At 62.3% G+C, this 16772-nt stretch carries 14 protein-coding genes; 9 read left to right on the top strand and 5 right to left on the bottom strand.

Annotated elements, in window-relative coordinates; genetic code table 11:
• The first annotated feature begins 115 nt into the window (after window positions 1-115).
• On the top strand, window positions 116-1342 hold the full coding sequence (ftsZ, locus tag ACVOLL_RS06595) for a cell division protein FtsZ (RefSeq protein ID WP_481512177.1): 1227 nt from the start codon (window positions 116-118) through the stop codon (window positions 1340-1342).
• Between the two features lie 284 nt (window positions 1343-1626).
• Window positions 1627-2538: a UDP-3-O-acyl-N-acetylglucosamine deacetylase gene (gene lpxC, locus ACVOLL_RS06590; RefSeq protein WP_481512176.1), complete on the top strand. Its 912-nt coding sequence runs from the start codon at window positions 1627-1629 to the stop codon at window positions 2536-2538.
• A 226-nt stretch (window positions 2539-2764) separates the two neighbouring features.
• Here the strand turns inward: lpxC and ACVOLL_RS06585 are convergent, their stop codons facing one another.
• Window positions 2765-3199, bottom strand: coding sequence for a DciA family protein (locus tag ACVOLL_RS06585; protein ID WP_481512175.1), 435 nt, complete (start codon window positions 3197-3199; stop codon window positions 2765-2767).
• 12 nt (window positions 3200-3211) lie between these two features.
• Here ACVOLL_RS06585 and ACVOLL_RS06580 point away from each other — a divergent pair, with 12 nt between their 5' ends.
• The 3 genes from ACVOLL_RS06580 (at window position 3212) to ACVOLL_RS06570 (ending at window position 8430) form a co-directional block, all read left to right on the top strand.
• Complete coding sequence (locus tag ACVOLL_RS06580) at window positions 3212-4162, top strand: M23 family metallopeptidase (RefSeq protein WP_481512174.1); 951 nt, start codon at window positions 3212-3214, stop codon at window positions 4160-4162.
• Between the two features lie 177 nt (window positions 4163-4339).
• Window positions 4340-7051 (top strand): preprotein translocase subunit SecA, encoded by a 2712-nt coding sequence (gene secA / locus ACVOLL_RS06575; RefSeq protein WP_481512173.1) that lies wholly within the window; start codon window positions 4340-4342, stop codon window positions 7049-7051.
• A 434-nt stretch (window positions 7052-7485) separates the two neighbouring features.
• On the top strand, window positions 7486-8430 hold the full coding sequence (locus ACVOLL_RS06570) for a Nudix family hydrolase (RefSeq protein WP_481512172.1): 945 nt from the start codon (window positions 7486-7488) through the stop codon (window positions 8428-8430).
• A gap of 24 nt (window positions 8431-8454) precedes the next feature.
• Here the strand turns inward: ACVOLL_RS06570 and ACVOLL_RS06565 are convergent, their stop codons facing one another.
• The 3 genes from ACVOLL_RS06565 to ACVOLL_RS06555 all read right to left on the bottom strand — a co-directional run bounded on the left by ACVOLL_RS06565 (window position 8455) and on the right by ACVOLL_RS06555 (window position 10822).
• The gene (locus tag ACVOLL_RS06565) at window positions 8455-9081 is read right to left on the bottom strand and encodes a DUF4124 domain-containing protein (protein WP_481512171.1); all 627 of its coding nucleotides are present in this window, start codon (window positions 9079-9081) and stop codon (window positions 8455-8457) included.
• A 46-nt stretch (window positions 9082-9127) separates the two neighbouring features.
• Entirely contained in the window at window positions 9128-9958 is an 831-nt protein-coding gene (gene metF / locus ACVOLL_RS06560; RefSeq protein ID WP_481512170.1) for a methylenetetrahydrofolate reductase [NAD(P)H], read from the bottom strand.
• Between the two features lie 99 nt (window positions 9959-10057).
• The gene (locus ACVOLL_RS06555) at window positions 10058-10822 is read right to left on the bottom strand and encodes a COG4705 family protein (protein WP_481512169.1); all 765 of its coding nucleotides are present in this window, start codon (window positions 10820-10822) and stop codon (window positions 10058-10060) included.
• 485 nt (window positions 10823-11307) lie between these two features.
• Here ACVOLL_RS06555 and ACVOLL_RS06550 point away from each other — a divergent pair, with 485 nt between their 5' ends.
• The 4 genes from ACVOLL_RS06550 (at window position 11308) to proP (ending at window position 15834) form a co-directional block, all read left to right on the top strand.
• The gene (locus ACVOLL_RS06550; RefSeq protein ID WP_481512168.1) at window positions 11308-12921 is read left to right on the top strand and encodes an APC family permease; all 1614 of its coding nucleotides are present in this window, start codon (window positions 11308-11310) and stop codon (window positions 12919-12921) included.
• Window positions 12922-13025: 104 nt separating this feature from the next.
• Window positions 13026-13580 carry a DUF3228 family protein gene (locus ACVOLL_RS06545; RefSeq protein WP_481512167.1) on the top strand — a complete coding sequence of 185 codons (555 nt, stop codon included), beginning with the start codon at window positions 13026-13028 and terminating at the stop codon, window positions 13578-13580.
• The gene (locus ACVOLL_RS06540) at window positions 13564-14001 is read left to right on the top strand and encodes a ribosomal maturation YjgA family protein (RefSeq protein WP_481512244.1); all 438 of its coding nucleotides are present in this window, start codon (window positions 13564-13566) and stop codon (window positions 13999-14001) included. Before ACVOLL_RS06545 ends, ACVOLL_RS06540 begins: the two co-directional genes overlap by 17 nt.
• 303 nt (window positions 14002-14304) lie before the next feature.
• Window positions 14305-15834 (top strand): glycine betaine/L-proline transporter ProP, encoded by a 1530-nt coding sequence (gene proP / locus ACVOLL_RS06535; RefSeq protein ID WP_481512166.1) that lies wholly within the window; start codon window positions 14305-14307, stop codon window positions 15832-15834.
• A gap of 246 nt (window positions 15835-16080) precedes the next feature.
• Here proP and ACVOLL_RS06530 read toward each other — a convergent pair whose 3' ends face one another.
• A complete protein-coding gene (locus tag ACVOLL_RS06530) occupies window positions 16081-16344 on the bottom strand; it encodes a hypothetical protein (RefSeq protein ID WP_481512165.1) in 264 nt (87 codons plus the stop codon).
• Window positions 16345-16772: the final 428 nt, after the last annotated feature.

Below are 16772 nucleotides of genomic sequence, written 5' to 3'. Positions count from 1 at the left end.
CAGGGGCAACCCGAAGCGGTACACCTAAAACAACTCGCCGGTGCGGGCGGGCGCAGAAGGAGAAGGATTCTTCCCGGATGCTCGACCCAATCACGGCAATAGAGAGGACATGGACATGGCGCATTTCGAACTGATTGAAAAGATGGCACCGAACGCGGTGATCAAGGTCGTTGGCGTGGGCGGCGGCGGCGGTAATGCCGTGGCGCACATGGTCAACAGCAGCGTGGATGGCGTGGAATTCATCACCGCCAACACCGACTCGCAGGCAATCAAGAATTGTGGCGCCAAGCTGCAGCTGCAGCTGGGTACCAACGTAACCAAGGGTCTGGGCGCAGGCGCAAACCCGGAAGTCGGCCGCCAGGCCGCACTGGAAGACCGCGAGCGCATCATGGACGCCCTGCAGGGTGCGGACATGGTGTTCATCACCGCCGGCATGGGCGGCGGCACCGGCACCGGTGCTGCACCGGTGGTGGCACAGCTGGCCAAGGAAATGGGCATCCTGACCGTTGCCGTGGTCACCAAGCCGTTCCCGTTCGAAGGCCGTCGCCGCATGCAGGTGGCACTGAAGGGCATCGAAGAGCTGAGCCAGCACGTCGATTCGCTGATCACCATCCCGAACGAAAAGCTGATCACCGTGCTCGGCCGCAATGCCACCATGGTGCAGGCCTTCCGCGCTGCCAATGACGTGCTGCAGGGCGCCGTGCAGGGCATCGCCGATCTGATCGTGCGTCCGGGCCTGATCAACGTCGACTTCGCCGACGTGCGCACCGTGATGTCGGAAATGGGCCTGGCGATGATGGGCACCGGCACCGCACGTGGTGATGACCGCGCCCAGGCTGCCGCCGAGGCCGCTATCCAGAACCCGCTGCTGGACGACGTGAACCTGGCCGGCGCCAATGGCGTGCTGGTCAACATCAGCGCCGGCACCGACATCACCATGAGCGAGTTCGACGAAATCGGCCGCACCGTGCATGCCTTTGCGTCGGAAGACGCCACCGTGGTGATCGGCACCGTGATCGATCCGGATCTGGGTGACGAGATCAAGGTGACCGTGGTTGCCACCGGCCTGAACCGTGCCGTTGCCAAGAACGCGCAGCGTCCGGGCGAGCGCGGCCCGATCAAGCTGGTGCGTAACGCCACCACCGGCCAGGCCGAGTTTGAAGAGTACGAGAGCCCGGCCGATGCCGTGGCCAAGGCCGTGGGTCACACCATGGGCATGGGCCTGCGTCGTCCGAGCTCGGACACCGTGTCTGCTTCCACCTCGTCGGCGTCGCCGGCTGCTGCAGAGCTGCCGAACGACTACCTGGACATCCCGGCCTTCCTGCGCCGCCAGGCTGACTGATGCGGTAGCGGGGGCCATCCTGGCCCGATCATCGCGTGCGCCGGCAACGGCGCCGCTGGTCGGACTGGTCGGCCTCTGGAAACAGAGCTGACACGTCGGGGCTGTCCACCCCGGCGGGAACACCATGTCCTTTATCGCCGGGCCAAGGCCGGCCCGGCGATATTTTCGGTACTGGACGGCAGCTGACGGTCGAATTTGGCACTGCAAAGGGCGCGTGTTAACGCGTGTTATTCTTGTTTGTCCCCCTGGCTGCGCGTGCGTGGCCCCTCCGGCCTTACATACACATGATCCAGCAACGCACTCTCAAGAACACGATCCGCGCCACCGGCGTCGGCCTGCACAGCGGTGACAAGGTCTATATGACCCTGCGCCCGGCACCGGTTGACCATGGCATCGTGTTCCGACGGGTGGATCTGGATCCGGTGGTGGAAGTCCCGGCGCGTGCCGATCTGGTCACCGAAGTCACCCTGTGCACCGGTTTGACCTGTGAAGGCGCCAAGATCCAGACCGTTGAGCACCTGATGTCGGCCCTGGCCGGCCTCGGCGTGGACAACGTCATCGTTGAGCTGTCCTCGGCCGAACTGCCGATCATGGACGGCTCCTCTGGCCCGTTCGTATTCTTGTTGCAGTCGGCAGGCATCGTCGAGCAGGGTGCGGCCAAGCGTTTCCTGCGCATCCTCAAGACAGTGGAAGTGCGCGACGGCGACAAGATTGCCCGCTTCGAGCCATACGAGGGCTACAAACTGGGTTTCACCATCCAGTTCGATCATCCGATGATCCCGGCCAAGCAGTCGCGGGTGGAGATCGAGTTCTCCTCTGCCGCCTACATCAAGGAAATCTCGCGCGCCCGTACCTTCGGCTTCATGCGTGACCTTGAGTACATGCGTGAGCGCAACCTGGGACTGGGCGGCTCGATGGACAACGCCATCGTCCTCGACGAGTTCCGCGTACTGAACGACGACGGCCTGCGTTACACCGACGAATTCGTCCGCCACAAGATCCTGGACGCCATCGGCGACCTGTATCTGGCCGGTGGGCAGGTGCTGGGCGCCTACGAGGGCTTCAAGTCCGGCCATGCGCTCAACAACAAGCTGGTGCGCGCGCTTCTGGCCGACCAGAGCGCCTGGGAATGGGCCAGCTACGACTCGCCGGTAGCCGCCGAGCCGGTGCTGTATGGCATCCCGGCCTACGCCTAAGTTAAATAGCGGTGAGGTCGTAAGAGACGCGGCCTTCACAGACTACGACCAGTCCTAATTGTCGTCATAGTGTGAACCCGATCCGGGTTCTAGTCTGAATTTAACTATTAATTAACAAAAGACTAACTCCTTCGCTGCATTCCGCGGCTAGGATTCCTGCTGGCTCCAATCCGGTCCGTAGGACGGTCGGTTGGAGGCCGGGGCCGATCAGGCGCCCGGTGGCCATTCAGGATTTTGTTGATTTCACATCCTGCAGGGCAGCCAACGCGTCGCGCAGTCCTTTGTGCGTGGTTTCGCTTACTGCTGTGCTGCGTTGATCGTTACGCACTGGGGAGTGCGCGGACGCGGTCGCAGTTTTGACGGTCACCCGGGTGGCCTTCAGCCCGATGGATCGGGCCGCGTCGAGCAGCTGTTCTTCGGCAAGCCTTACTTTGGCGTGCCAGACCGGCGATTCGACGAGAAAAACGAGGTGTTCGCCGTCCACATTGGCCAACCGGCAACGGTTAGCCAGCGCCGGCGGCAAATGGGGGCGCAATTGCCGGTCCATCGCATCGAGCCACAGGGCCCGGCGCAGCGGATTACCTGCTTTGTCCGCCATCGCCGCTTCCAGCGCCTGTTTGGGCGCGGAACGGGAACGAACACTGGATTTCGGCTCTGACATAAGAATTCTTCAATGACATTTAAAAAGATCGTAATCAAAACGCGTGAACAGAAGGCTAAGACGCCATTGTCACGTGTTCAGATGTTCTTCGAGGATCGTCCTCAAGCCCTGTTGGGTAGCGTACTTGGCCTTGGTTGCCTGATGGGTGTAGCCCTGAGCTTCGCCATCGGCATGGCTGGCGACTCGGCGCTGCAATCCAAGGTAGACCACCAGGAGCAGGAGCTGGCCAAGGTCCGCGCCGACGCGCAGACCCAGGTCAACGCACTGGCCGCCCGCCTCGGCGAGCTGCAGGCGCAGGCCACCCGGCTCAACGCCCTGGGTGAGCGGCTGACCCAGATGGGCAAGCTGGAAGACGGTGAGTTCGACTTCCAGGAAACCCCCGGTATGGGTGAAGGCGAACCCGGCCCGACCCAGGACATCCCGGTCAGCGCGGTAAACACCGACTTACAGGTGCTGGAGCAGCGTTTCGCTGCTTCAGGCAAGCAGCTGTCGGTGATGGAATCGCTGCTGTTCGATCACCAGCTCGAACAAAATGCTGTTCCTTCGCGCATGCCGATCCGCAACACCTACGTCACCTCCAGCTTCGGTGGCCGCGCTGACCCGTTCGGCCGCGGTGTTGGCAACCACAAGGGCATGGACTTCCACGCCCGCGTTGGTGACCCGGTGCTGGCCGTGGCTGACGGTGTGGTCAGCTTCTCCGGTGTGAAGGGCGGTTACGGCAATGTGGTCGAGATCGACCATGGCAATGGCTACAAGACCCTGTACGCGCACAATTCGCGCCTGACCGTGCGTGAAGGCGGGCTGGTGCGGGCCGGGCAGGAAGTGGCCAAGGCTGGCTCCACCGGCCGCTCCACCGGCGCCCACGTGCATTTCGAGGTCTGGCAGAACGGCGTGGTGATGAACCCGCGCAAATTCCTTGGCGAGGGCGGCAATACGCCGGTCGGCCGGGTCAGCCGTGGCTGATGGGCAGCAGGTCAGCTTCGGCTGACTTGTTTGGGGGTGCTTGAAACCCAAGCGTCCGCCCCAAGCTACAATAGGCGTTGCCATCGACAGGGCGCATTGCGCCCTGTTTCGTTTGTGACCGGTGAACCCAGGGGGTGAGCCAGGTCGCACGGCATTTCATTCAAACCGGTTCCTTCAATGATCAACAGCCTGCTTACCCGCGTTTTTGGCAGCCGTAACGAGCGCCAGCTTCGCCAGCTCAACCGTATCGTCGCCAAGATCAATGCCTTGGAACCGGAGATGCAGAAGCTCTCCGATGACCAGCTGAAGGCCAAGACCCCCGAGTTCCGTGAGCGCATCGCCGCTGGCGAAGCGCTGGACAAGGTGCTGCCGGAAGCCTTTGCGGTCTGCCGCGAAGCCTCCCTGCGCGTGCTCGGCATGCGCCACTACGACGTGCAGCTGATCGGCGGCATGGTCCTGCACCTGGGCAAGATCGCTGAAATGCGTACCGGTGAGGGCAAGACCCTGGTGGCAACGCTGCCGGTCTACCTCAACGCGCTGGAAGGCAAGGGCGTGCACGTGGTCACGGTCAATGACTACCTGGCCCGCCGCGACTCCGCGCAGATGGGCAAGCTGTACAACTGGCTGGGCATGAGCGTCGGCGTGGTCTACCCGGGCATGCCGCACAGCGACAAGCGCGAGGCCTACGGCAGCGACATCACCTACGGCACCAACAACGAATTCGGCTTCGACTACCTGCGTGACAACATGGCGCTGACCCGCGCCGACCGTTACCAGCGCGGCCTGCATTACGCCATCGTCGACGAAGTCGACTCCATCCTGATCGATGAGGCGCGTACCCCGCTGATCATCTCCGGTCCGGCTGACGATTCCCCCGAGCTGTACATCCGCGTCAACCGCGTGGTGCCGGGCCTGATCAAGCAGGAAACCGAAGAAGGCGAGGGCGACTACTGGGTCGACGAGAAGGGCAAGCAGGTCTTCCTGTCCGAAGCCGGCATGGAGCACGCCGAGGAGTTGTTGCGCGAAGCCGGCATCATCGGTGCGGACAACGACAACGGCCTGTACGCCGCGCAGAACCTGACCGTCGTCCACCACCTCAATGCCGCCCTGCGCGCGCACGCCATCTACCAGCGTGACGTGGACTACATCGTGCGTGACGGCGAAGTCGTCATCGTCGATGAATTCACCGGCCGTACCCTGGCCGGTCGTCGTTGGTCCGACGGCCTGCACCAGGCAGTGGAAGCGAAGGAAGGCGTGCCGGTACAGCGTGAGAACCAGACGCTGGCCAGCATCACCTTCCAGAACCTGTTCCGCATGTACAAGAAGCTGTCCGGCATGACCGGTACGGCCGATACCGAAGCGTTCGAATTCCAGAGCATCTACGGCCTGGAAGTGCTGGTCATCCCGACCAACAAGCCGACCGTGCGCAAGGACTACCCGGATCAGGTGTTCCTCAACCGCAAGGGCAAGTTCAACGCGGTGCTGGCGGACATTGAAGAATGCGCCAAGCGCGGCCAGCCGGTGCTGGTGGGTACCACCTCGATCGAAACCTCGGAAATGCTGTCCGAGCACCTGCGCAAGGCTGGCGTGAAGCACGAAGTGCTCAACGCCAAGCAGCATGACCGCGAAGCGACCATCGTCGCCAACGCTGGTCGTCCGGGCTCGGTCACCATCGCCACCAACATGGCCGGCCGTGGTACCGACATCGTGCTCGGCGGCTCGCTGGAGACCGAACTGCACGAGCTGGGTGAAGACATCAGCGACGAGCAGAAGGCGGCAGTGAAGGCTGCATGGCAGGAGCGTCACGAAGCGGTCAAGGCTGCTGGCGGCCTGCACATCGTCGGCACCGAGCGCCACGAATCGCGTCGTATCGACAACCAGCTGCGCGGCCGTTCTGGCCGTCAGGGTGACCCGGGTTCGTCCCGTTTCTACCTGTCGCTGGAAGACAACCTGATGCGCATCTTCGCCTCTGACTGGGTGCAGAAGGCGATGCGCATGATGGGCATGAAGGAAGACGACGTCATCGAAGACCGCATGGTCAGCCGTCAGATCGAGAAGGCGCAGCGCAAGGTTGAAGCGCACAACTTCGACATCCGCAAGAACCTGCTCGACTTCGACGACGTCAACAACGATCAGCGCAAGGTGATCTACGGCCAGCGCGATGAGCTGCTGGACGCCGAGTCGGTCAAGGAGAACATCGACGGCATCCGTGGCGACGTGATCTATGACCTGGTCTCCCGTTTCGTGCCGCCGAACTCGGTGGACGAGCAATGGGACCTGCAGGGCCTGCAGGCCACGCTGGAAGGCGAGTTCGGCGTGGAGATGGACGTGGTTGGCCTGGTCAAGGCGCACGAGGAACTGGATGCCGAGGCGATCGTGCAGAAGGTCATCGACCGCGTCGACGAGCACTTCGCGCAGAAGGAAGCGGCGGTTGGCGCCGAGACCATGCGGGCACTGGAAAAGCACGTGATGCTGACCGTACTCGACCAGAGCTGGAAGGAGCATCTGGCACGCATGGATTACCTGCGTCAGGGTATCTACCTGCGCGGTTACGCGCAGAAGCAGCCCAAGCAGGAATACAAGAAGGAAGCCTTCGAGCTGTTCTCGCAGATGCTGGAGGACGTCAAGCGCGAAGTGATCACCATGCTGTCGCGCGTGCGCGTGCGCAGCGAGGAAGAAGTGATGGCGATGGAGCAGCTGGAGCGTCAGCAGGCCGAGGCACGCCTGCAGATGTCGCAGTTCCAGCATCAGGACAACGGTGGCTACAGTGCCGACGAGGAAGCAGCGGAAGTGATCGACGAGGCCAACGCGCCCAAGGTCGGCCGCAACGACCCCTGTCCGTGCGGAAGTGGCAAGAAGTACAAGCACTGCCACGGCCAACTGAACTGACCAAGAGCCCCGCCTAGTGCGGGGCTTTTTTTGAGCACCGCCCCTGTAGTGGGGGGGGCGGCGGGCGGGCCGGGGGGGACCGGGCGGGCGCCCCCCCCCGGCCCGCCAGGGAGCCAACCCCCGGGGGGGGTGTGGGGGGGGTATAGCGCGTCTTGCCCGTGGGTGTGTTGGGTGGGCCACTACAGTCGGCTTGTTTTTTGTGGGCGCGGCGCGAGCCGCGAAGCCGATGACCTGTCCGATGCATCGCCGGCAAGGCCCCTGCCGAGCATGGCTCGGCACTACAGGCTGGCAGGTTTTTGTGGGAGCGGCGTCAGCCGCGAAGCCGATGGGCTGTCCGATGCATCGCTGGTAAGGCCCCTGCCGAGCATGGCTCGGCACTACAGGGGCTCAGCGAACGATTGCACCAACAGCCCTGTTTTCGGCATGCTCAGTCCATGACACCCCCTTCACGCTCGATCCACGTCGTGGCCGCCGTCATCACTGACGCGCGTGGCCGCATCCTGCTCAACCGGCGCACCGGCGATAGCGACATGGCTGGCCTCTGGGAGTTCCCCGGTGGCAAGCGCGAGCCCGGCGAGACTTCGGAGCAGGCGCTGGTACGTGAACTGCGCGAGGAGCTGGGTATCGAGGCCGAGATCGGCGAGTGGGTGATGGACGTGCCGCAGATCTACCCGGACAAGCGCCTGCGCCTGGAAGTGCGCCGCGTGCGCCATTGGAAAGGCACTGCGCGTGGCCGTGAAGGCCAGGCCATCACCTGGGTCGCCCCGGACAAGCTGGCGCGCTATTCGATGCCGCCGGCCGACCTGCCGGTGGTGGCGGCGCTGCGCCAGCCCTGCCACTACCTCGTCACACCCGAGCCGACCGAGGGCGAGGAACTCTGGCTGGCGTCGATCGAGGCCGCCATCGCCGCTGGCATCCGCCGCATCCAGCTGCGCACCCCGATGGCAGCGCAGCGCCAGGCCTTGGCCCGAACCGTGGTGGAGCGCTTTGGCAAGCAGGTGGAAGTACTGATCAACCGCGATATCGAGCTGGCCAGTGAGCTGGGTGTTGGCGTGCACCTGGGCAGCGAGCAGCTAGTGCAACTGCAGGCACGGCCTCTGCCCGAAGCATTACTGGTGGCCGCGTCCTGCCACGATCTTGCGCAGCTGCAGGCGGCACAGCGGCTGGGCTGCGACTTTGCGGTGCTGGGGCCGGTGCAGGCCACGGCCAGCCATCCGGATGCTGCCAGCCTGGGCTGGGATGCTTTCGTCGAACTGCGTGAGCGGGTCTCGCTGCCGATCTATGCGATTGGCGGTATGGGTGCTGGCGATGTCGAAACCGCACGCCGTCATGGTGCCTTGGGTGTGGCCGCGATTCGCGCTTTGTGGCCGCAGATCTGAGCAGCTGACGGTATCGCGTCGCGCTTAGAGGGTGATCCAGAAGCAGTTGTATTGGCGGCGCAGGTGCAGAATGGTCCGTGTTGGCGTGGCGCTGCGCGGCAGGGTCTGCTCCAGGCGCAAGGCGATTGGACGACGTGGGCCGCTGCCGGCATTGCTGATTGCCTGCACATCCGGATAGCCACTGCTGCCGGCCGTCTGCGCAGGATCGACCGGCGTGCCGTCGGTATAGGTGAATGGCTCGGGCGGCGCGGGCACATAGGCCGGTTCTTCGGGGAATACCGGCGCGATGTCGATCAGCGGTCGCTGCACGATCTCATCCAGCCTGTCCATGACCCGGGTTGCGGCGGCGCTGGAAAGCCCATTCCAAAGATAGATGCCCGACAGGCGATTTGGATCGCGCGCATCGGCAGCCGATTGGATCTGCGCAACCAGTTCACTGAGCCGACGCGCGCAGCTGTCGCGATACAGGCCACTGCCGCCAGCCGCACGCGTGCCCGGCAGGAGTCGCGCGCGGGCACCCATTACTTCGCAGGGTTTGTCGCCATAGACGGTCTGGCCCTGCGCATTGGTGCAGCGATTGATCTTCTGCGCGCGCGCATTGAATGCCGCCAAGGCGGAGCAGGTGAGCAACAGGAGTAACAGCAGGCGCATCGGCCAAGGGTAGCGGTTGGCCCTGCGCGCAGGAAGTGATGAACGCTCAGCTTTTGCCGATGCGCTCCAATACAGCATTGGTCGGCTTGGCCAGGTTGAGCGTGTAGAAATGCAGCGACGGCGCGCCGCCGGCAATCAAGCGCTCGCATAGCCCGGCAACCACGTCGGCGCCGAAGCTGCGTACCGATTCGGCATCATCGCCATAGGCCTGCATGCGCTTGCTGACCCAGCGTGGGATCTCTGCGCCGCATTGCTCGGAGAAGCGACGCAGTTGGCTGAAGTTGGAGATCGGCATGACGCCGGGAATGATCGGCACCTCCACGCCCAGCTTGCGTGCTGCATCGACGAAGTGGAAATAGGCGTCGGCGTTGTAGAAATACTGGGTGATGGCGGCATCGGCGCCGGCATCGATCTTGGTCTTGAAGTGGCGCAGATCGGTCAATGCGTCGCTGGCCTGGGGATGGGTTTCCGGATAGGCGCCTACTTCGATGCGGAAGGCATCGCCGTGTTCGGCACGGATGAAGGCAATCAGCTCGGAGGCGTAGCGCAGGTCGCCAGGGAAGCCCATGCCCGAGGGCAGGTCGCCGCGCAGGGCGACGATGCGCTTCACCCCGATGGCGCGGTACAGCTTGAGCAGCTCGCGGATTTCCTCGCGGGTGCCGCCGACGCAGGACAGATGGGGGGCTGCCTGCAGGCCGTGGTGCTGGTTGAGATGACGCACGGTCTCGGAGGTGTAGCTCAGGGTAGAGCCACCGGCACCGAAGGTACACGACACGTATTCCGGCGCGTGGGCCTTGAGCCTGGCGGCGGTGCGGTCCAGCTGGGCGCGCTGGTCGTCGGTCTTGGGCGGGTAGAACTCAAAGCTGAGCGCGGTCATTGGAAGCGGCCGGGTCTGACGGGATGTTGGTGATTATATCTCTCTATCAAGATGGATGTTCAATGGTTTCAGCCGAGACCGCAGCCGGGCGGAGCAAACTCAGTGGGCCTGGCGGGCCGGGCGCTGTGGCAGCAGGGCGATGCAGGCGACGATGGCAAGCAGCAGAACGACCGTGGCGGTATACCGGCTCAAGGCCAGGCCGCCGTGATCCAGGGGCTTGTCGAGGAAGTCGCCGACCACTGCGCCCAGCGGGCGAGTCAGGATGAAGGCCGACCAGAACAGGGCGGTGCGGGAGATACGGCTGTAGAAGTACAACAGCGCCACCAACGCCAGCAGTCCACCAAACAAGGCGATGCCACCGGTATAGCCCAAGCCTTGGGTATCTGCTGCCCAGTCGCCCAGGGCGGTGCCCAGGGTCTGCGAGAAAGTGATGGTCAGCCAATAGAACAGCTCGCTGCGCGGCGAATTGATCTGGGTAACCGAGATGCTGCCGGTGCAGCGTTGCCAGACGAACAGCGTGCTCAACAGCAAGGCGAGCAGCAGCGTGGTGCCGCCGGTATAGCCAATGCCCAGCGACCGGTCGACGTAGTCGGCCAGGGTGGTGCCGACCGTGGTGCTGGCGATGATGGCGAACCAGTAAACCCAGGGCCGGAAGTTTGGCGAGCGGATCTGCGCGAATACCGCAACTGCGAACACGGTGGCAAACAGGGCCGTACCGATCAGGTAGCCGAGGTTCATCGACATGGTGACGGCATCACCGCCGACTTCGCCCAAGGTGGTGGCGAGGATCTTGATGATCCAGAAACCGAGGGTGATGGCGGGAACTTTGCTGAGTGAATTGTTGAGTGAATCGGTCGGCGACATGGCAGCTATCTACGCGGGAGTGCTGCCACTGTCGGTGGGCTGTTGTCGGAGTTGCGTCGTAGATATGTATGGGCTGGGGTGGGCGTTAATTGCGATGTGCGGCTGCTGGCAGCCAATGAAGGCTGCAGCTCTGCTCCCTCCCTTTGCCGCAGGCAAGGGGAGGGCTGGGGAGGGGGGCTTTGCTTCTTTGCATTTGAGCTTGTGCACTGCGCGAGGGAGCGGAAGCAGAAGCCGTAAATCAAATGCGCTTGAACGTTGAGTTCACCGCAAAAGGCACCCCTCCCCAACCCTCCCCTACGCCTTCGGCGCAAGGGAGGGGGCGGAGCTTTGCCGCTTTCGGCATGTCAATGAACCGTGGCAATCCGTTGGTTATGCCGGTTCTGGCAGTAACGCCCAGCCAGCAAAAACCACGCTCGGCTTAACGTTCGGTTTGCGATGATCCGACGCCAGCGCCACTTCGGCGTCGCCACAACCGGAAAGCCAGCATGAGCGACTCCAGCGCCATCCGCCGCGACGTCGGCCCCATCGCCCTGATGCTTACCGGCCTGGGCTCGATCATCGGCTCTGGTTGGCTGTTTGGCGCCTGGCGCGCGGCCGGCCTGGCTGGGCCCGGCGCGATCTGGGCGTGGGTGCTGGGCGCAGCCATCATCCTCACCATCGCGCTGACGTACGCGGAGCTGGGCGCGATGTTCCCCGAATCCGGTGGCATGGTGCGTTACAGCCATTACTCGCATGGTTCGTTGGTTGGCTTCATTGCGGCCTGGGCCAACTGGATCGCCATTGTCTCGGTCATCCCGGTCGAGGCCGAAGCCTCGGTGCAGTACATGGCGTCGTGGCCGTGGCAGTGGGCGCAGGATATGTATGTGCAGCAGCCGGGTGGAATGGGCGAGCTCAGCCATGCCGGCCTGCTGATCGCAGCGGTATTGGTGGTCGTCTATTTCCTGATCAACTTCTGGAGCGTGAAACTGTTCGCGCACTCCAACAGCGCCATCACCATCTTCAAACTTATCGTGCCGACGCTGACCGGCGTGGCCTTGATAGCAAGTGGCTTTCATAGCGAAAACTTTTCAGTTGGATTGAAAGGACCCGGCACGCCGATCCTGGATTTCTCCGCCATCCTTACAGCCATCGCAACAGCTGGCATTGTTTTCAGCTTCAACGGTTTCCAGAGCCCGGTGAATCTGGCCGGTGAGGCACGCAATCCCGGTCGCAGCATTCCGTTCGCGGTAGTCGGCTCGATCCTGTTGGCGGCAGTGATCTATGTACTGCTGCAGGTGGCCTACATCGGCGCGGTACCGAGCCAGATGCTGGCTGAGCACGGTTGGCATGGCATCGACTTCCGTTCGCCCTTCGCCCAGTTGGCTTTGATTCTCAACCTGCACTGGCTGGCGATGCTGTTGTACGTGGATGCCTTCGTCAGCCCCAGCGGCACCGGCATGACGTACACCGCCACCACTGCGCGCATGATCTACGGCATGCAGCAGAACGGTACCGCGCCCAAGGTGCTGGGCAACATCCACCCACGCTGGGGCGTGCCGCGTCCGGCGATGTGGTTGAACCTGGCGGTGTCGTTCCTGTTCCTGTTCTTCTTCCGAGGCTGGGGCACGCTGGCGGCGGTGATCTCGGTGGCCACCGTCATTTCGTACATGACCGGGCCGATCAGCGTGATGTCACTGCGCCGCACCGCGCCCAACCTGCATCGTCCGTTGCGGGTGATCGCGCTGCCAATACTGGCGGGTGTGGCGTTCGTGATGGCCACCGAGCTGCTGTACTGGGCACGCTGGCCGTTGACCGGTGAAATCATCCTGCTGATGGTTGTCGCCCTGCCTGTCTATATCTACTACCAGCGCAAGATTGGTTGGCATGATTTCTCCCGGCAGCTGAAAGGCGCGCTATGGCTGATCTGCTATCTGCCGCTGCTGGCATTGGTGTCGTGGGCGGGCAGCACGGCTTTCGGCGGTGCTGGCTACCTCAGCTATGGCTGGGACCTGCTGCTGGTGGCGGCGATTGGCGTCGTGTTCTATCTATGGGGCGTCAACTCCGGCTGGCGCACGCCATCGATGGATGTGGCCGAACAAGAGGCGCAAGCGCAGGTCTGAGATTGACCGCGGCCGCCCTCAGCAGGCAGGGGGCGGCCGGGCGTAACGGTTCCGGTCTTCGCACTGATCGCCGACAATGTCGCCCTCCTTTGTTGGAAGCGATGATGTCCATCTACCTGACGCCGTTTGCACGTACTCGTTTGTTCCCGCGCACGCCGCGCGCCAATACCATCCAGGACTGCAGTGCCGAGGAATTCGAGCAGCACTTGAACACGCATGCTGCCGACAAGGTGCTCGATGGCTATGCACCGTTCTGCAAACTGCATGTCTACAGGAACTGGACCAGCACCCGCTGCCTGACCGTTCCGGTCACCGAGCAGAACCGGCATCTGCTGCGTTCGGGTTACGAGGCCCGCAGCCGCGAGGAGCTGCCAGTGCTGGTGCGCTGGTTTGAAGGTGTCGAGCCGGCGGTAGCCGACTACCTGGTGGTCATCCTCTACAGCCGCGAACAATTGGAGAAGGAAGGCTCGCCGATCGAGGCTGACTGGGGCGTTGTCGGTTGCCTGTATACCGCCACGGCTGAAGAAATCCCGATGGCGCCCATCACCATGATGCGCAACGCGCTGGGTGTTGAGGAAGGTGGCTCCGGTGTGCCGATTGATCGTGCAGCTTATGCGCGAGCCGTGGAGTTCTGGGGTGCCAATGCAAACTGGCGCTGATCCGGTGCCGCTCGGCACGAAGCTGAGCGGCAGGTTCGCAATCAGTCGCTGGCATCTAGTGCTGGCGCTGCTGGTGTTTGGCGTCGAGGTGATCATCGCTACATGCCTGCCGCATGTGTCGTGGGTACGCGCCTATCTGGGCGATGTGTTGGTGGTGATCCTGCTCTACGCCATGATCCGCAGTGTGTTGCGTATCAATGATTGCCTGGTTCTGCTGATGGTGTTCGTGTCCGCCTGCGGCATCGAGTTCGCTCAGTACTTCCATGTCGCAGAGCGTCTTGGTTACGCGCGTGGTGATGTGATGTACACGATCATCGGCAATACATTCTCGTGGGGCGACATCGTCTGCTACGCAGTGGGTTGCATGGCAACTGGCCTCATCGTGCTGCTATCACGCGCGTTTCGCCGTGTTCATCGTTGAAGCGTAATGTGCTGCGTGCCTGCACGGAACTGCTGCAGACGCGTCTTTAACAAGCCTTAACAGCTGTTCGCGTAAAATGCGCCGGCTCAGCATCATTCAGCGATTACGCACAGGCACCCTGCCTGTTGATGCTTGGACAGCCGGCACTACGCCTTACCGGGATGATCCCGGTTTTTTCTGTCCCTGACCGTCCCCGTGGCCTTGCCGTGGGGCATTCCTTCGTGCGCATTACGGCCTGCGCGAACTCATGCAAGCCAAGGCCAAGCACGCAATCAACTCAGTAACGGGAGGACTGGTCCTGTCATGTCTACAGGTGAATCCACTATCCGCAATGAGCCGCTGCAAATCGAAGACATCACCGTCATCGATAAGGCAAAAGTAAAAAAAGCAGTCACCGCCGCCGCGTTGGGCAACGCGATGGAGTGGTTCGACTTTGGTGTGTACGGCTTTGTCGCCTATGCCTTGGGCAAGGTGTTTTTCCCGGAAGCGTCGCCCAGCGTGCAGACCATCGCTGCGCTCGCAACGTTCTCGGTGCCGTTCCTGGTGCGCCCGCTGGGCGGCGTGTTCTTTGGGGTCATGGGGGACAAATTCGGCCGGCAGAAAGTGCTGTCGGCAACCATCATCCTGATGGCGATCAGCACCTTCTGTATTGGCTTGATTCCATCGTATGAGAGCATCGGCATACTCGCGCCTATCCTGTTGCTGCTGTGCAAGTTGGCGCAGGGCTTCTCGGTTGGTGGTGAGTACACCGGTGCCGCGGTGTTCGTGGCCGAGTTTGCGCCGGACAGGCGCCGCGGCTTCCTCAGCAGCTGGCTGGACTTCGGCTCGATCATTGGTTTTGTCTCCGGTGCCGGCGTGGTGGTATTGCTGAGCAGCATCGTTGGCGAAGCACAGTTCCTTGAATGGGGCTGGCGTATTCCCTTCTTCCTCGCCGCGCCGCTGGGCTTGATTGGCCTGTATCTGCGTCATGCGGCTGAGGAAACGCCAGCCTTCACCGAGCAGCTGGAGCGCATGGAGAAGGAAGACCAGGATGCCGTCGGCAGCGCGCCGCGTATCTCTTTCAGGGAGATCGTGACCAAGTATTGGCGTTCGCTGCTGGTCTGCGTCGGCATCGTGCTGGTGACCAACGTCACCTACTACATGTTGCTGACGTACATGCCCACCTACCTGTCGCACAACCTGCATTACTCCGAAGACCACGGTGTGCTGATCATCATCGTGGTGATGGTGGGCATGCTGTTCGTGCAGCCGTTTGTGGGCATGGCCAGTGATCGTATTGGCCGCCGGCCGTTCATCGCCGCGGGCAGTCTTGGCCTGCTGGTTGCAGCGATTCCCGCCTTCCATCTGATCACCAGTAGCAATACCGGTTGGATATTTGTCGGCCTGTTGTTGCTGGCGGTTTTGTTGAACTGCCTGATCGGTGTGATGGCCTCAACCTTGCCGGCGATGTTCCCAACACGCGTGCGCTACAGCGCGCTGGCCAGTGCGTTCAATATCTCGGTGATCATCGCCGGTGTAACGCCGACGCTTGCGGCCTGGCTGGTGGAGACCACCGGTGACCTGATGATGCCGGCGTACTACCTGATGGTGGTAGCGCTGATTGGTCTGGTAACCGCGTATTTCATGCACGAGACGGCCAACAAGCCGATGCGTGGCGATACGCCGAATGCAGGCAGCCGCCGCGAAGCGCGTGAGCTGCTGCAGGAACAGTACGACCATATCGAGGCCAGCGTTGATGGCCTGGACGTGGAGATCAACGACATGCAGGACAAGCTCGCCGATCTTGAGCGGCGCAAGCAGGCCTTGATCGATCGTCATCCAGACCTGGTCTGATCCGCTTCGCTCCCTCCCTTGCACCGAAGGTGCAGGGGAGGGTCGGGGAGGGGTGCTCCTGGCAAAAATCCGAACACCCAAGCTTTCCCGGCTAGCAGCCGTAGCCCGGGTAAGGGCAGTGCCCCCGGGGCTGTTGGCAGTCAGTCTGATAGATCAGTAGATCCAACTCCCCGGATGCGCAGCGCTTACGGTAGTGCTACCGACTATCAACCGCGCTGATCCGCCGTGTCGATGCGAATCAAGGGATCACACATTGCAGCGAAAGCGTAGCGCATTGAGCTGCGGGAAGCGCGCAATGATGGCGATGGCATCTTTCCAGTGCGTTTCAAAAGCCTCGTCTGGCACCGGCAGAAATGCAGGATCCACGCCGTCGAAGCGGAACTCAATTCCCCGGTCAGGCACCAGCTGACGGGTGATTGCAGTCGGCGTGCGGCCGTTGCGTAGGTGCCAGACAAGTTCTTCAATCACGGTATTCCAGGCATCCACTTCAAGATCATCAATCCACTGCATGTGGCGGGTCCTTGGCTCGGTGGTAGTGCAGGGCAACGCGGGTGGGTGAAGTGCTGGGTACGACTGAATCCAGATAGTGCGTACCGATCATCGCTCAAAAGGGCTGGCATTGCGTTATCTGCGCTGTGGCACTGTCCAAATTGCCGGCCTGGTAGCGAGTCCGGTGCAGGTTCTGACATTCAAGATGAATCTCAAAAATCGAAGTCTGCAGGGCAAGAGAATACGAATTTTCAATCAGTTATATACGGCTGCAAAGCAGGTAGTAACCCTTGAAATAGAACAGATTTCCCGCCTGCGAGGTGACAGTTGCTGCGTCAACGATTTCGGCTCTCATCCGTATACGAAAATCCAGTGCCGTGAAAACCGGTTACGACGACTTCTGGTAAATTCCGCGAAAGGAATCCGATTGGTGTCTGCAGATTGCAGAC

Source organism: Stenotrophomonas sp. STEN035 (genome assembly GCF_056759935.1).
This window is presented reverse-complemented; position numbering and strand designations above follow the sequence as displayed.

Bases quoted from the DNA above. Each gene is read 5' to 3' on its own strand.
- secA (WP_481512173.1), top strand. From the start codon at position 4,340: ATGATCAACAGCCTGCTTACCCGCGTTTTTGGCAGCCGTAACGAGCGC.
- ACVOLL_RS06550 (WP_481512168.1), top strand. From the start codon at position 11,308: ATGAGCGACTCCAGCGCCATCCGCCGCGACGTCGGCCCCATCGCCCTG.
- proP (WP_481512166.1), top strand. From the start codon at position 14,305: ATGTCTACAGGTGAATCCACTATCCGCAATGAGCCGCTGCAAATCGAA.
- ACVOLL_RS06570 (WP_481512172.1), top strand. From the start codon at position 7,486: ATGACACCCCCTTCACGCTCGATCCACGTCGTGGCCGCCGTCATCACT.
- ACVOLL_RS06545 (WP_481512167.1), top strand. From the start codon at position 13,026: ATGTCCATCTACCTGACGCCGTTTGCACGTACTCGTTTGTTCCCGCGC.
- ftsZ (WP_481512177.1), top strand. From the start codon at position 116: ATGGCGCATTTCGAACTGATTGAAAAGATGGCACCGAACGCGGTGATC.
- ACVOLL_RS06555 (WP_481512169.1), bottom strand. From the start codon at position 10,822: ATGTCGCCGACCGATTCACTCAACAATTCACTCAGCAAAGTTCCCGCC.
- ACVOLL_RS06585 (WP_481512175.1), bottom strand. From the start codon at position 3,199: ATGTCAGAGCCGAAATCCAGTGTTCGTTCCCGTTCCGCGCCCAAACAG.
- ACVOLL_RS06580 (WP_481512174.1), top strand. From the start codon at position 3,212: ATGACATTTAAAAAGATCGTAATCAAAACGCGTGAACAGAAGGCTAAG.
- metF (WP_481512170.1), bottom strand. From the start codon at position 9,958: ATGACCGCGCTCAGCTTTGAGTTCTACCCGCCCAAGACCGACGACCAG.
- ACVOLL_RS06565 (WP_481512171.1), bottom strand. From the start codon at position 9,081: ATGCGCCTGCTGTTACTCCTGTTGCTCACCTGCTCCGCCTTGGCGGCA.
- ACVOLL_RS06530 (WP_481512165.1), bottom strand. From the start codon at position 16,344: ATGCAGTGGATTGATGATCTTGAAGTGGATGCCTGGAATACCGTGATT.
- ACVOLL_RS06540 (WP_481512244.1), top strand. From the start codon at position 13,564: ATGCAAACTGGCGCTGATCCGGTGCCGCTCGGCACGAAGCTGAGCGGC.
- lpxC (WP_481512176.1), top strand. From the start codon at position 1,627: ATGATCCAGCAACGCACTCTCAAGAACACGATCCGCGCCACCGGCGTC.